The 13,377-nt window shown below is 70.1% G+C and carries 14 protein-coding genes and 1 tRNA gene; 9 read left to right on the plus strand and 6 right to left on the minus strand.

What is annotated here, in order from left to right; translation table 11 throughout:
- Positions 1–141 precede the first annotated feature (141 nt).
- Positions 142–1,671: a Re/Si-specific NAD(P)(+) transhydrogenase subunit alpha gene (locus ADL15_RS13015; protein ID WP_067688983.1), complete on the plus strand. Its 1,530-nt coding sequence runs from the start codon at positions 142–144 to the stop codon at positions 1,669–1,671.
- Positions 1,672–1,677: 6 nt separating this feature from the next.
- Positions 1,678–3,096, plus strand: coding sequence for a Re/Si-specific NAD(P)(+) transhydrogenase subunit beta (gene pntB / locus ADL15_RS13020; protein WP_067688985.1), 1,419 nt, complete (start codon positions 1,678–1,680; stop codon positions 3,094–3,096).
- A 12-nt stretch (positions 3,097–3,108) separates the two neighbouring features.
- Here pntB and ADL15_RS13025 read toward each other — a convergent pair whose 3' ends face one another.
- A complete protein-coding gene (locus ADL15_RS13025; RefSeq protein ID WP_067688987.1) occupies positions 3,109–3,939 on the minus strand; it encodes a metallophosphoesterase family protein in 831 nt (276 codons plus the stop codon).
- A gap of 85 nt (positions 3,940–4,024) precedes the next feature.
- Here ADL15_RS13025 and ADL15_RS13030 point away from each other — a divergent pair, with 85 nt between their 5' ends.
- A complete protein-coding gene (locus tag ADL15_RS13030; RefSeq protein WP_157441339.1) occupies positions 4,025–4,858 on the plus strand; it encodes a hypothetical protein in 834 nt (277 codons plus the stop codon).
- 36 nt (positions 4,859–4,894) lie between these two features.
- On the opposite strand, the gene ADL15_RS13035 is transcribed toward ADL15_RS13030, so the two are convergent.
- Positions 4,895–5,701, minus strand: a complete 807-nt coding sequence (locus ADL15_RS13035) for an S-methyl-5'-thioadenosine phosphorylase (RefSeq protein WP_067688992.1) — start codon at positions 5,699–5,701, stop codon at positions 4,895–4,897.
- Between the two features lie 127 nt (positions 5,702–5,828).
- Here ADL15_RS13035 and ADL15_RS13040 point away from each other — a divergent pair, with 127 nt between their 5' ends.
- The 5 genes from ADL15_RS13040 to hemC all read left to right on the plus strand — a co-directional run bounded on the left by ADL15_RS13040 (position 5,829) and on the right by hemC (position 9,540).
- Positions 5,829–6,377: a YqgE/AlgH family protein gene (locus tag ADL15_RS13040; protein WP_067688995.1), complete on the plus strand. Its 549-nt coding sequence runs from the start codon at positions 5,829–5,831 to the stop codon at positions 6,375–6,377.
- Positions 6,378–6,462: 85 nt separating this feature from the next.
- Positions 6,463–6,535: transfer RNA gene (locus ADL15_RS13045), tRNA-Ala, on the plus strand.
- 109 nt (positions 6,536–6,644) lie between these two features.
- Positions 6,645–7,691, plus strand: a complete 1,047-nt coding sequence (locus ADL15_RS13050) for a type IV toxin-antitoxin system AbiEi family antitoxin (protein WP_232344050.1) — start codon at positions 6,645–6,647, stop codon at positions 7,689–7,691.
- Positions 7,669–8,505, plus strand: a complete 837-nt coding sequence (locus tag ADL15_RS13055) for a hypothetical protein (protein ID WP_067688998.1) — start codon at positions 7,669–7,671, stop codon at positions 8,503–8,505. Before ADL15_RS13050 ends, ADL15_RS13055 begins: the two co-directional genes overlap by 23 nt.
- 117 nt (positions 8,506–8,622) lie before the next feature.
- Positions 8,623–9,540, plus strand: coding sequence for a hydroxymethylbilane synthase (hemC, locus tag ADL15_RS13060; RefSeq protein ID WP_083971195.1), 918 nt, complete (start codon positions 8,623–8,625; stop codon positions 9,538–9,540).
- Between the two features lie 113 nt (positions 9,541–9,653).
- Here the strand turns inward: hemC and ADL15_RS13065 are convergent, their stop codons facing one another.
- The gene (locus ADL15_RS13065) at positions 9,654–10,124 is read right to left on the minus strand and encodes a response regulator (protein WP_232344051.1); all 471 of its coding nucleotides are present in this window, start codon (positions 10,122–10,124) and stop codon (positions 9,654–9,656) included.
- A 48-nt stretch (positions 10,125–10,172) separates the two neighbouring features.
- Between ADL15_RS13065 and ADL15_RS13070 the strand changes: the two genes are divergently transcribed.
- Positions 10,173–11,015 (plus strand): LLM class flavin-dependent oxidoreductase, encoded by an 843-nt coding sequence (locus ADL15_RS13070; RefSeq protein WP_067689003.1) that lies wholly within the window; start codon positions 10,173–10,175, stop codon positions 11,013–11,015.
- Positions 11,016–11,055: 40 nt separating this feature from the next.
- Here the strand turns inward: ADL15_RS13070 and pilO are convergent, their stop codons facing one another.
- Genes pilO through pilM form a run of 3 tightly spaced genes read right to left on the minus strand, consistent with a single transcriptional unit; the run spans position 11,056 to position 13,375 of the window.
- Positions 11,056–11,649 (minus strand): type 4a pilus biogenesis protein PilO, encoded by a 594-nt coding sequence (pilO, locus tag ADL15_RS13075; RefSeq protein WP_067689006.1) that lies wholly within the window; start codon positions 11,647–11,649, stop codon positions 11,056–11,058.
- Positions 11,649–12,353, minus strand: a complete 705-nt coding sequence (locus ADL15_RS13080) for a hypothetical protein (RefSeq protein WP_067689008.1) — start codon at positions 12,351–12,353, stop codon at positions 11,649–11,651. The genes pilO and ADL15_RS13080 overlap by 1 nt, the downstream gene beginning before the upstream one ends.
- Positions 12,350–13,375: a type IV pilus assembly protein PilM gene (gene pilM / locus ADL15_RS13085; protein ID WP_067689011.1), complete on the minus strand. Its 1,026-nt coding sequence runs from the start codon at positions 13,373–13,375 to the stop codon at positions 12,350–12,352. Before pilM ends, ADL15_RS13080 begins: the two co-directional genes overlap by 4 nt.
- Positions 13,376–13,377: the final 2 nt, after the last annotated feature.

Consider the following 13,377-nt stretch of genomic DNA (forward strand, 5'->3'; position numbering starts at 1 on the left):
GGTCATGCCGAACGTTAAGCTACCGGCGAGTAACAAGCTCATTCCTTGAACGCGTTCATGGTCGGCATCCGTGAAGACACTCACCTTCACGTTTCCGCCGTAGGTCCGGCAACGTCGCTTGAACTGCTGGGGAGTCGATTAATGATCATTGGTGTCCTGGGGGAGTCCGGTTCAGGGGAAACGCGGGTGGCAGCCACGCCCGCGACCGTGGGCCAGTTGCTCAAACTCGGTTATGACGTAGTGGTGGAGCCCGGCGCCGGGCAGCGGTCGTCGTTCACCGACGAGGCGTACGCGGATGCCGGGGCGACCCTCGGCGATCCGTACCGGGCCGACGTGGTGTTCACGATCAACGCGCCGGAACCGGCTCGGCTCGATCGGCTCGCCGCCGGGGCGACCCTGATCGGCGTCTTCAACCCGCGGCTCAGCGCGGAACTCGTCGAGGAGTTCGCGCGCCGGCCGATCACCGTGCTGTCGATGGACGCGGTGCCGCGGATCTCGCGGGCGCAGTCCCTGGACGTGCTCTCCTCGATGGCGAACATCGCCGGATACCGTGCGGTCGTCGAGGCGGCGCACGCGTTCGGCCGGTTCTTCACCGGGCAGGTCACCGCGGCCGGCAAGGTCCCGCCGGCGAAGGTGCTGGTGGCCGGCGTCGGCGTGGCCGGGCTCGCGGCGATCGGCGCGGCCGGCAGCCTGGGCGCGATCGTCCGGGCCACCGACCCGCGGCCCGAGGTCGCCGACCAGGTCAAGTCGCTCGGCGGGGAGTACCTCGCGGTGCAGGCCGCGGACGTCGAGGTCTCGGCCACCGGGTACGCCAAGGAGATGTCCGACGACTACACCGAGCGGGCCGCCCGGCTCTATGCCGAGCAGGCCACCGATGTCGACATCGTGATCACCACGGCGCTGATCCCGGGACGGCCGGCGCCCCGGCTGATCACCGCGAAGATGGTGGCGAGCATGAAGCCGGGCAGCGTGATCGTCGACATGGCGGCCGCGAACGGCGGGAACGTCGAGGGCACCGTCGCCGGCGAGGTGGTCACCACGGCGAACGGGGTGACCATCATCGGCTACACCGATCTGGCCGGCCGGCTGCCCGCGCAGGCCTCCCAGTTGTACGCCACCAACCTGGTCAACCTGATGAAGCTGATGACGCCGGAACGCGACGGGCGGCTCGTGCTCGACTTCGAGGACGTCGTCCAGAGGTCGATCACCGTCGTACGCAATGGTGAACTGACCTGGCCGCCGCCTCCCGTGTCGGTGTCCGCGGCACCGGCCACAGCGGCGCCGGTGAATGTCGCGCCGCAGGCCGCGGCCCAGCCGCAGGCCGCGAAGAAGAACCGCGGCCTCGTCCTGACCGGTACCGGAGCGGGCGCGTTGTTCCTGCTCGCGGCGTTCGCGCCGCCCGCGCTGCGCGGACACCTGACGGTCTTCGCGCTGGCCATCGTGATCGGCTACTACGTGATCGGGCACGTGCACCACGCCCTGCACACGCCGCTGATGTCGGTGACCAACGCGATCTCCGGGATCATCGTGGTCGGTGCGCTGCTCCAGCTCGGACACGGCGGCGTCGCGGTGACCACGCTGTCGTTCATCGCCGTCCTGCTGGCCAGTATCAACGTCTTCGGTGGCTTCGCGGTGACCCGCCGCATGCTCGCCATGTTCACCAGGAGCTGACCGAAGATGACCATCGAAACGGCGGCCCAGTCGGCGTATCTCGTCGCGGCCCTGCTCTTCATCCTGGCGCTGGCCGGACTGTCCCGGCACGAGAGCGCGCGGTTCGGCAACTACTTCGGCATCGCCGGCATGGCCCTCGCGTTGGTCGCGACGGTCGCGCTGGCCCTGGTCGGCGACCTGAGCGGCACCGGGCTGGTGCTGCTGCTGGTGGCGACCGGCATCGGCGCGACGATCGGCCTGTACCGGGCCGCCAAGGTCGAGATGACCGGCATGCCGGAACTGATCGCGCTGCTGCACAGCTTCGTCGGCCTGGCCGCGGTGCTCGTCGGCTGGAACGGATACCTGCACGTCGAGGGTGACCCGGACGGCGCCGAGGCGGCCCTGCTGGGCGCGCAGGACCTGCTCGGGATCCACAGCGCCGAGGTGTTCATCGGCGTCTTCATCGGCGCGGTCACCTTCACCGGGTCGATCGTGGCCTTCCTGAAACTGTCCGCCCGGATGCCGTCGCGTCCGCTGATGCTTCCCGGCAAGAACCTGCTCAACGTGGGCGCGCTCGTCGCGTTCGTGCTGCTGACCGTGTGGTTCGTGATCGACCCGCACCTCTGGTTGCTGATCGTGGTGACCGCGGTGGCGCTGCTGCTGGGCTGGCACCTGGTCGCCTCGATCGGTGGCGGCGACATGCCGGTCGTGGTGTCCATGCTGAACAGCTACTCCGGCTGGGCGGCGGCGGCCTCCGGCTTCCTGCTCTCCAACGACCTGCTGATCGTCACCGGGGCGCTGGTCGGGTCGTCGGGTGCCTACCTGTCGTACATCATGTGCAAGGCGATGAACCGGTCGTTCCTGTCGGTGATCGCCGGTGGGTTCGGTGTCGAGGCCGGGCCGTCCGGCGACACCGACTACGGCGAGCACCGCGAGGTCCAGGCGGACGCGGTCGCGGAGCTGCTCAAGTCGGCCGAGTCGGTGATCATCACGCCGGGGTACGGGATGGCCGTCGCGCAGGCCCAGTACGGCGTCGCCGAGCTGACCCGCAAACTCCGTGACAAGGGCATCGACGTGCGGTTCGGCATCCACCCGGTGGCCGGCCGGCTGCCCGGGCACATGAACGTGCTGCTCGCCGAGGCGAAGGTGCCGTACGACGTGGTCCTCGAGATGGATGAGATCAACGACGACTTCGCGCGCACCTCGGTGGTGCTGGTGATCGGCGCCAACGACACGGTCAACCCGGCCGCCATGGACGACCCGTCCAGCCCGATCGCCGGCATGCCGGTCCTCAAGGTCTGGGAGGCGGCCGAAGTGATCGTGTTCAAACGCTCGATGGCCTCGGGGTACGCCGGCGTGCAGAACCCGCTGTTCTTCCGGGAGAACAGCGCGATGCTCTTCGGCGACGCCAAGGAGCGGGTGAACGACATCCTGCGAGCGTTCTGACGCGCCGGTCGGTCAGCCGGAGGATGGGAGAGAAGGTTCGAGCAGGATCGCCCGGGCGTCGACGTTCAGCACGTGACCGTCGCCGAGCCGGGCGACCGGCTGGTCCCAGTGCACGTGCCCGCACACGGTCAGGCCCGGCGGGCGGGACTCGAGCAGCTCGCGGATCAGCGGGTTGCCGCGCTGGGCCGGATCCGTACCGGTCGGGCCCTCGTGGAGCAGCAGCACGGCGGGCGGCGTCGCGGTGACCGCGCGGATCAGGCCGAGGAAATCCGGCTCGGGCCTGCGCATCGGCCGTTGCGGGTCGCCGGCCACCCCGCTCACCCCGGCGACCGTGCACCCGCCCCAGCCGGAGCGGTCGCCGTCGAGCAGGGTGACGGCCGGGCCGTACCCGGCGACCTCGGCGGCGTCCACCTCGTCGTGGTTGCCGGCCACCCCGGCCACGAACGGGCAGCCGGCCGCGGCGAAGGCCCGCCAGACCTCGGCGACCGGGCCGGAGGCGCCACGCTGATCGGCGCCCGGTGCGGAGAACAGGTCACCGGCGAGCAGCACGCCGAGCCGGTCCGGAGCGGGAAGCAGCTCCGACTGCGCCCAGATCTCCAGCTGTTCGGCGAACGCCTGGCCGAGCAGCACCGTCGCCCCGCTGAGCGGCGAGACCGCCACCCCCTGGAGGTCGCTGACGACGAGCACCGCGTCGCACCCGTCCGGCACCCGGTTCACCCGGAGCCGGTCGACCGGCAGCCGCAGGTGTTCGCTGCCGCCGCCGCGCCGCGCCGACCGATAGCCGAGCGAGGTGACCGGCTCGGTCTCCGTGCCGAGCAGGCGAAGCCAGGATTCCGTCGTCAACCGCCACCTCGTTCGAGTCGTGGTGCTTCTCGATACCACACCCGGACCAGCCCGGCGGGTTGCCGCAGGTCGGCACACTGAATGGATGTCGATCGATGCTAGGCGGCGATGGCGCCCGGTGGCCGGGGTGGTGGCGATCGCCGCGGTGCTCGTGACGGTCCTGATGGTCAACGGCGGGTACTTCGACCCGCAGTCAGGGGTGTGGACGTCCGTCGGGGTCGACGACCCGGCGTACGACTCCCGGACGGACGGCTCGCGGACGGTCGTCACGGTCGAGGCGATCACCACGCTGCGGCTGCCGGCGGGCCGGGCGGTCCCGTTCGCGCGTCAGGCCGCGAAGATCGCCTGGCGGGACTATCGCGGGCAGATCGACGTGCTCGAGGTGACCAGCGGGACGAAGGGCTCGCCGCCCACGCGGCAGAGCTGGCGGCGGGACGAGCTGGAACGGGCCTTCGGGTGGCGGCCGGACGGGCTCGACGAGGGGCGGGAGCCGCCGGGGCCGCCGACCGGCGCGGGCGGCGGGATGTACCGGAACACCACGGTGACGACCGTCCGGGAGGCCGAGGAACGGCTGCGGGAGCTGTTCACCGGGCTCGGGGAGGACGAACTCCAGATGGCCACGGTGACGCCGCAGGTCAAGGGTCGGTCGCCGTGCGACGGAGGAGCCTTCGACGCGTACGTCGTGCTCGACCTCACCCTGCCCGGGACCCGGGACGCGGAGGCGGCGCTGCCCGGTGTCGCGGAGTACCTGGCCGCCGCGGGACTGGACGTCGCCACCGGCGAACTCGACGCCGGGCTGCCGTCGGTGAGCGCGTCGTTCACCGACGGCGCGGTGGTGTCGGTGGTCGCGGCGGGCGGGGGCGAGCCGGATCCGCAGCATCTCCACTTCGGTGCCACCAGTGGGTGCCTCGGGGCGTGACTCAGGTCGTACCGAAAAAGGATTTTGACCTGGAGCTCACGGCAGGTCGAAGGGGAGCTTGATGCCCTGAAGGGCATCCTTGCAGCCGCAGGTGCGCGCGGCGGGCAGTTCGGTCACTGCTTTCAGGAGTACGTCGCGGAGCCGGGCGGTGTTCTCGCCGAAGACCCGGAACACCTCCTCGTGGGTGACGGCCTCGCCACCCTCGACACCGGCGTCCAGATCGGTCACCAACGCGATCGAGGTGTAGCAGAGGGCCAGCTCGCGAGCGAGCACCGCTTCCGGGTGACCGGTCATGTTCACGATCGTGCCGCCGATCGCGGTGAACCAGCGGGACTCGGCGCGGGTGGAGAACCGCGGTCCCTCCACGACGACCATGGTGCCGCCGTCGACCGCGTTCACCCCTGCGGCGGAATTCAGCACCGAGGCGCGCCCGGCCGGACAGTACGGATCGGCGAACGAGACGTGCACCGCGCCGGAGTCGTAATACGTCTGCTCGCGGCCGCTGGTCCGGTCGATCAGCTGGTCCGGCACCACGAACGTGCCCGGTCCCAGCTCCGGTCGCAGGCCACCGACCGCGCACGGCGCGATGATCTGGCGCACCCCCAGCGAGCGCAGCGCCCACAGATTCGCCCGGTAGGGGATCTTGTGGGGCGGGAACCGGTGGTCCCGGCCGTGCCGGGGCAGGAACGCCACCCGGCGGCCACCGACGGAGGCCACAGTGATCTTGTCGGATGGCAGACCGTACGGCGTCTCCACCTCGTGTTCAATGGCGCCGTCGAGTAGTGCGTACAGGCCGGATCCGCCGATGACGCCGATCTCTGCTGCCGGGGGTGACGGGTTCATGTGCAGACCTTATCCGCGGCCTGAATCGCAGGCTAATGTGCTGGCATGGCGTTGACGTCGGACGGGCGGCAGGCATCTCGTGTTCGGTGAGGGACAGCAGCGAATCGGAGGCCGGTCAGTGGAATCGATGACCGGTCAGCTGCTGGTCGCCACGCCCACCCTCAAAGATCCCAACTTCGACCGTACGGTCGTGCTGGTCGTCGCGCACGAGCAGGGCGGCGCCCTGGGCGTCGTGCTCAACCGGGCCACCGAGGTGCCGGTCGCCGAGGTGCTCGGCAACTGGGGCGAGCTGGCCGGCGACCCCGCCGTGCTCTTCGAGGGCGGCCCGGTGCAGCCCGAGTCGGCGATCTGCCTGGCACGCACCCGCCCCGAGGTGAAGAAGCGCGTGACCGGTTTTCATCCTGTCTCCGGTTCCCTCGGCACCCTCGACCTCTCCGCCGACCCGGAACGCCTCCGGGAGAACGTGGCCGGCATCCGGGTCTTCGCCGGTTATTCCGGCTGGTCCGCCGGACAGCTCGAGGAGGAGATCGCCTCCGGCTCCTGGTTCGTCTTCGACGCGCTGCCCGGCGACCCGTTCGTCGAACGACCAGACGACCTGTGGGCCATGGTCCTGCGCCGGCAGGGCGACATCCTCGCTGCTGTCGCCCACTTCCCTCCGGACGTGTCGCTGAACTGAGGGGGGTGCTGCGGGGTCCTCGCGGGGGTGTGTAATATTTCCAGCGTGCCCGGGGGAAACGCCGGGGACGCAAGCAGTACGGCAAGGGGCTGTGGCGCAGCTGGTAGCGCACCACACTGGCAGTGTGGGGGTCAGGGGTTCGAGTCCCCTCAGCTCCACCCTTGCGAAACGCCTGGACTCCGGTCCAGGCGTTTTTTGTTTGCCCGGGTTACCTGACTCGACGAACTTCTGTTCAGTTTTCGAGTGTGTTCAAATATGCTGAACAGCGTGCAACTTCGAACGTCGTCGGCGTCGGGAGACGTGGATCGCATCCTGGAGCTCGCCCGGCAGCGACTTCACGAGTTCGGCGTGGCTGTCGAGACTGAGCCGTCCGACCCGGACAGCGGCATCGACGCGACCATCGTCATGTCCCGGGGTGGCGTCCGGGCCGCCTACTCGGCACAGGTGAAGGCATCGATGACGCTGGCCTCCGCGGCCCGGATCGAACAGCCCGCCGGGTCGCCTCCGATGCTGCTCGTCGGCCGCCAGATCAACTCGCGGAGCGCTGCCGCGTTCCGCGACGCGCAGATCCAGTTCATCGACACCCTGGGAAACGCATACCTCAGCTTCGGCGAGGTCCTGATCGACGTACGGGGACGGACCGCGCCGGTCGGCGAGCAGCAGCCGCCGGTCCCGGCCGGGACCGGCCAGCGCCGGCCAGCCAACCTCTTCAGCCCCGGCCGGGCACAGGTCATCCTCGCCCTCCTCGCCTGGCCGGAACTCGTCGGTGAGAAGGTCCGGCAGGTCGCGAGCACTGCCGGAGTCTCGGTCGGCCAGGCCCACGACGCTCTGGGGCAACTCACCGAGGCCGGATTCCTGGTCCCCGGTTCATGGGGGCCGGTCAGGTTCGAGGAGCTCCTCGACTACTGGACCGCGGCCTATCCGACCGGCCTTGGCCGACGGCTCGAGGCAGCGCGATTCCACGGCGATCCGGCCCGGCCGATCAGCAGTGAACGTCCGGTCTATCTCAGCGGCGAGTCGGCGCAGGGCCTCGATATCGCACGACCCTCGACGCTCACTGTCTACCTCGCCTCGGTGGATTCCCGGCTGCCCGTGGCGAATCGCTGGAGCACGAACCCGGACCGTGCTCGCAATGTGTTCGTACGCCGGAAGTTCTGGGTCTCGCCGCGCCCGGATGAGGAGGATCCCGCGGTGCCAACGCAGAACGCCCCCTGGCCACTGGTCTACGCCGACCTGCTGGCCACCGGCGACGCCCGCCTCGCCGAGGTGGCCAGGACCTGGAAGGCAGGCCGTGTTCGACCTGACGAGAGCTGACCCGTCGCTGCTCCACCTGGTCGACGAGGTGGTTGCCGAACTCCTGGCGCGGTCGAGCCGGCTCTTACCGGACGAGGTGTTGCTGGTCGGCGCTCACTGCCGTGACATCTTGCAGAGCGCCTTCGGGCACGATTTCCTATTGCGCGTCACGTCCGACATCGACCTCGGCCTGGCGATGGCGAACTGGGCTGCCTACGACGAACTCGCCATGGCGTTCCCGTCGGCGGGCAATACCGGGATCCGTTTCCGGGTCGCGGACGTGACCGCCGACCTGCTGCCGTTCGGCCCGGTAGAGGATCCTCCCGGGACGGTCACCCCGGCATCTCGCCGGGAACCGATGAGCGTCTGGGGCTTCACCGAGGTCTTCGCTGCAGCGCCCTCGCTCAGGCTCCCCTCCGCCGGGACCATCCGGATGCCGACCGCGGCCGGGTACGCCGCACTGAAGCTGGCCGCGTGGCTGGACCGGAGCACCTACGGCGAGTACAAGGACGCTGCGGACATCGGCGCCGTCCTCTACTGGTACTCGAAGTCCCTCGACATCGAGAACCGCATCTACGAGACGAGTCGCGGTCAGGAACTCCTGGTCCAGGAGAAACTGGACAACGCCGCCGCGGCAGCCCGTGCACTCGGGAACGACATCGTGACCGTCATCGGCACGGACCGTCTGGCCGAGATCGCTGGGCGGTGGCTGACCTCGCCCAAACATCTCCTCGCGTACCACATGACGGTCTCGAACGCCCTGGACTGGCCCCATTCTCATGATCGCCGACTTGCGTTGATCTTGGCTTTGGAACGCGGCCTGGCCCTCAGCTGATCACGCACATGGCTGTCACCGGCTTGGCTGCTTGGCGGACCTTCGATCGTGCGGGGTCTTTCCGAAAGCGGGAAGGGAGGCGGCGGACGGGCGGGGCGCAGGGATACGCTGGCCGTCATGTCCGGATTCCGTAGCCTGCGTGTTGGCACACGCAACTCGCCGATGGCGCTCGCTCAAGTCGAACGTGTGCGGAAGATGCTGGCTGACCGGCATCCGCAGGTTTCTGTCGAGGTCGTGTCGATGACCACCTCCGGGGACCGGTGGCAGGGGCGGCTCGCCGACCTCGGCGGCAAGGGCGCGTTCACCAAGGAGGTCGACGCGGCGCTGCTCGCCGGGGACGTCGACGTGGTGGTGCACTGCGTGAAGGACGTGCCCGGTGACCGGCCGACGCCGGCCGGCACGGTGATGGCCGCCTACCTGCGGCGCGACGACGTCCGGGACTGCCTGGTGCATCCGGCCGGCACCCGGGTCGAGGAGCTGCCGCCCGGTGCCCGGATCGGCACCTCGGCGGTGCGCCGGGTCGCCCAGCTCGCGCTGCACTGGCCGGAGCTGACGCCGGTGCCGATCCGCGGCAACGCCAACACCCGGCTGGCCAAGCTCGACGCGGGGGAGTACGACGCGCTGATGCTGGCGGTCTCCGGGCTGGGCCGGATCGGTCAGCCACACCGGATCACGCAGATGTTCGACGTGGACGTCATGGTGCCGGCGGTCGGCTCGGGCACGCTGGTCCTGCAGTGCCGTGAGGACGACGTGGAGATCCGGGACCTGGTCGCCACGCTCGGCGACGACGCGGCCCGGCGGGAGACGCTCGCCGAGCGGACCATGCTGCACATCCTGCAGGGTTCCTGCGACTCGCCGATCGGCGGCTACGCGCGGACCGAACCGGACGGCCGGATCAGCCTGCGCGCCCGGGTCGCGTCGCTGGACGGCAAGACCGTGCTCGACGTGCACGAGTGGGCGACCGACCCGACGACTCTGGGCACCTCGGTGGCGGCCGCGCTGATGCGCCAGGGAGCCCTCGACCTGCTCCGCTGACGCGGCGAAGGAACGACGCGGCGAAGGAACGACGCGGCGAAGGAACGACGCGGGCGAAAGAGCGACGCGGGCGAAAGAGCGACGCGGGCGAAAGAGCGACGCGCGCGACAGAGCTAGGAGCGGATCCCCAGATGGCGGCGGCTGATCAGGGCCTGCAGCTCGGCGACCAGGGTGGTCGGGGTGAGTGGCTTGGTCAGGTAGCCGTCCGCGCCGGAGATCAGGCCGGCGTCCACGTCGTAGGCGTGGCCGTTGCCGGAGACCATCAGTATCGCCATGTCCCGGGTCGCCGGGGTGCTCCGGGCCAGCTGGCACAGCTCCATGCCGTTCATGGCCGGCATCCGGACGTCGGTGATCATGCCGATCGGCTGGGCCCGGGTGAGGATGCGGGCCGCGGCCTGGCCGTCCTTCGCGCCGAGCGCGCGGTATCCGGCTGACTCCAGACTGACCGTGAGCAGGTCCCGGACGTCGGCGTCGTCGTCGGCGATCAGGATCAGGTTCTGGTTCATGTAGGTCCTGATCGGCAAGTGTTTGCCGTGCAGCAGATATCTTCGGTTGCGGTCCGGTTGCGGGCCGCGGTCTGCCATCGGCAGAAGAATGCGGCGTACGACCGGACGGCTCGGCAGAATCCGCCCATGGCCACCTTCTCCCTGCAGGCACAGCCCACCGACGCCGCCGACTGGCTCGATCTGGCCCGGCGTGCCGAGGCCGCCGGCTTCCACACCCTCTACGTCGCCGACCACCCGGGCAGCTGCGCGGCGCCGTTCGTGGCGCTGGCCGCGGCCGCCGCCGTCACGAGCACGATCCGGCTCGGGTCGTACGTGGTGAACGCCGGCGTCCGGGAACCGATCCTGATCGCCGCGGACGTCGCCACCCTGGACGTGGTCTCCGATGGCCGGGCCGTGCTCGGGATCGGCGCCGGGCACACCCCGGCCGAGTGGACCGCCGTCGGGCGGGTGCGCCCCGGCGTGGCCGCGCGGGTGGACCACTGCATCGCGGTGGCCGAGGCGACCGTACGGATGCTGGCCGGTGACGGGCTGGCGAAGCCGCGCCCGGTGCAGGAGAAGGTGCCGCTGCTGTTCGGCGGCGGGAACACCCGGCTGCTGCGCTGGGCGGCCGGGCACGCCGACCTGATCGGGCTGTCCGGGCTGGGCCGCACCCTTGAGGACGGGCACATGCACACCGCGCGGTTCCGGCCGGACCAGGTGGACGCGCAGGTCGAGCTGGCCGGCGGGACTCCGGTGGAAGCGCTGGTGCACTACGTGGAGGTGACCGACGACGCCGGGGCGACGTACCAGAAATGGGCCGAAAGCGCGGAGATCAGTGAGGCGGAGATGGCCGCGACCCCCTATGCCCTGGCCGGGACGGAGAGTGAGATCCGGGCGAAGCTGGACCAGAGCGAACGCCGGTGGGGCCTGACCCGGTACGCGATCCGCCGCCCGGCCTTCGAGGCGTGCCCGGCGCTGCTCGCGATGTGAGGCCGGCCGGGCCGCCCCGTGGCGGCCCGGCCGCGCCGGTCTAGTTGGTGGTGGTCACCGCGGTGGTCGTGGTGGCGACGTTGCGGAAGACGGTCAGCGCGAGGGACAGCTCGCTGCCGGCAAACCCGTCCGCCTTGACACCGTTGACCGTCAGCGTCGCCGAGTTGATCAGCGCCGCCCGAGGTTGCGTGTTCTGCAGTTGCTTCACGAGCTTGCTGATGTTGTCGACCTCGCCGGTCGCGCTGAGCGCGATCGACAGCTCCTCGACTGTGGCCACTGCCTTGGACGTGCTCCGGCCCGAGGCCGTGTACGCGTTGACGTCGACGTGCAGCTCGGTGCCCATGGACTGCAGCTGCCGGAGGAACGCGGGAATGCTGTCGCTGGTCGGCAGCGCCTTGTTGTAGGTGTCCAGCGTCGCCTTGTAGTCGGGCAGGTTGGCGTTGTCCGCCTTCAGGTCGGCCAGCTGCTTCTTGAGCTTGGAGAGCTGGGTGGTGGTGTCCTCGGCCTGGCTGCGCACGTCGGACGCCTCGGCGTACTTCGGGTTGATCATCAGGAACCAGCCGGAGACGACCAGGAGCGCGATCAGGGCCAGGCCGCCGAACAGCCAGATACGGTCGGAGCGCAGCGCGCCCATCAGTTACCTCCGGCCGAGCACTTGATCTTGCTGAACTTGCCGCAGAGTGCCTTGTCGGTGATCGAGACGGTCAGCTCGAAGCTGACCGTGGACTTTCCGGACTCGTCCTCGGCGCTGTCGGTACCGGAGACGGAGGTGACGAACGGGTCGGCGATCCCGTCAGCCTTGAGCTTGGCGAGCAGCTCGATGTATTTGGCGACCGCCTTCTTGTCCGGCGCGTTGCCGCTGATGGAGAGGGTGCCGATCTCGTCGCCGCCGGTCGGGGTGGTCGACATCTCGCCGCCGATCTCGGTGGTCTGCGCCTCGGCCTCGGCCCCGGTCGAGCGCACCAGGTCGAGCAGGATCTGCCAGGAAAGATCGTTCGCCATCAGTTTGGCCAGCTGACCCGACATCACCGTGTTGCTGTTCTTCGTGGTGGTCAGGTTGGTGTACTGGTTCTGCTGCCGCTGCACCGCGGCCACCTGCCGGGTGGCGTCCTCGAACTCCGACTCGGCGTCCCGCTTCGTCGTTGTCGCGTTCCAGTACCAGCCACCGAGCATGGCCAGGACCAGAACGACCGCGATCAGCACGACGGTCCGGGTGCGCCGGGCCCGCCGGCCGTCGCTGATGTCGCGGGGCAGCAGGTTGGCCCGGATGGGCAGGATGCGGTTGGCATGCTGCGGTGAGGCCGCCGGGTCCACCGGCATCAGCGCGGTCGTGGTCATCGGGCGGCTCCCAGGGTCAGGCCGATCGATACGGCCGCCGACGGTACGAAACTGTCGAACCCGCGCTCCCGGGCCCGGCGGGTGTCGCGCAGCCGGGAGGTGCTGTCCGCGTACATCACCCCGATGCCGAGCTGCTCCTGCAGGTGCTCGGCGAGGCCGGGCATGAGCGCGCCGCCGCCGGACAGCGCCAGGCGGGTGACCTGCTTCTGCCGCTCGCCGGAGGCCAGGTAGGTGAACGAGCTGCGCAGTTCGCTGGCGAGCGGGCGGACCGCGTCGGCGATCGCGGCCACGCTGTCCGGGTTGCCGTCGCCGTGCAGGCCGTACCGGCACTTGAGCTCCTCGGCCTCGTTGGCCGGGACGCCGAGCCGGGTGGCGATGCTGTCGGTGATCTCCGAGCCGCCGCGCGGCAGGGTCCGGACGAACAGCGGCTCACCGTCGGCGTGCACCACCACGCTGGTGATGTCCGCCCCGATGTCGACGATCGCCTCGACCTGGGCGTCCAGCCGGGAGGCGGCGCGCAGCAGGGCGAACGACGCCAGGTCGACGCCGGTCACGTGCAGGCCGGCCTTCTCCACCGCCTGGACCAGGCCGAGCACCGCGTCCTTGGGCATGGCGATCAGCAGACCCCGGACGTTCGGGTTGTCGCCGGGCTGTTCCAGCGGGTAGAAGTCCAGCAGCGAGCGTTCGACCGCGAGCGGGAGCGCGTCCTTGACCTGGAACGGCAGGGCCTGGCGCATCTGGCTGGGCGGCAGGTTCGCGATCGACATCTCCCGGACCACCAGCTGCGGGTTGGTCACGCCGAGGGTGACCCGCTTGGTGCCGAACCGGGAGGCGGCCCAGAGCTGCTTGAGCGCGCTCGTCACGGCCGCCTGGTCCTGCACCACGCCGCCGTGCACAGTGCCCGGCTCGAGCGGGATCTGGCCGAAGTTGATCAGCGAGTAGTCGTCCTTGGTGCGACGGACCTCGACAGCCCGGATCGAGGACGAGCCGATGTCCAGCCCGATCGGTGTTGCGCCAGCCATCG

This window comes from Actinoplanes awajinensis subsp. mycoplanecinus, assembly GCF_001509495.1.
Classification (GTDB): domain Bacteria; phylum Actinomycetota; class Actinomycetes; order Mycobacteriales; family Micromonosporaceae; genus Actinoplanes; species Actinoplanes palleronii.

Bases quoted from the DNA above. Each gene is read 5' to 3' on its own strand.
- pilO (WP_067689006.1), bottom strand. From the start codon at position 11,649: ATGGGCGCGCTGCGCTCCGACCGTATCTGGCTGTTCGGCGGCCTGGCC.
- ADL15_RS13065 (WP_232344051.1), bottom strand. From the start codon at position 10,124: ATGGCAGACCGCGGCCCGCAACCGGACCGCAACCGAAGATATCTGCTG.
- ADL15_RS13040 (WP_067688995.1), top strand. From the start codon at position 5,829: ATGACCGGTCAGCTGCTGGTCGCCACGCCCACCCTCAAAGATCCCAAC.
- hemC (WP_083971195.1), top strand. From the start codon at position 8,623: ATGTCCGGATTCCGTAGCCTGCGTGTTGGCACACGCAACTCGCCGATG.
- ADL15_RS13015 (WP_067688983.1), top strand. From the start codon at position 142: ATGATCATTGGTGTCCTGGGGGAGTCCGGTTCAGGGGAAACGCGGGTG.
- ADL15_RS13035 (WP_067688992.1), bottom strand. From the start codon at position 5,701: ATGAACCCGTCACCCCCGGCAGCAGAGATCGGCGTCATCGGCGGATCC.
- ADL15_RS13080 (WP_067689008.1), bottom strand. From the start codon at position 12,353: ATGACCACGACCGCGCTGATGCCGGTGGACCCGGCGGCCTCACCGCAG.
- ADL15_RS13070 (WP_067689003.1), top strand. From the start codon at position 10,173: ATGGCCACCTTCTCCCTGCAGGCACAGCCCACCGACGCCGCCGACTGG.
- pilM (WP_067689011.1), bottom strand. From the start codon at position 13,375: ATGGCTGGCGCAACACCGATCGGGCTGGACATCGGCTCGTCCTCGATC.
- pntB (WP_067688985.1), top strand. From the start codon at position 1,678: ATGACCATCGAAACGGCGGCCCAGTCGGCGTATCTCGTCGCGGCCCTG.
- ADL15_RS13030 (WP_157441339.1), top strand. From the start codon at position 4,025: ATGTCGATCGATGCTAGGCGGCGATGGCGCCCGGTGGCCGGGGTGGTG.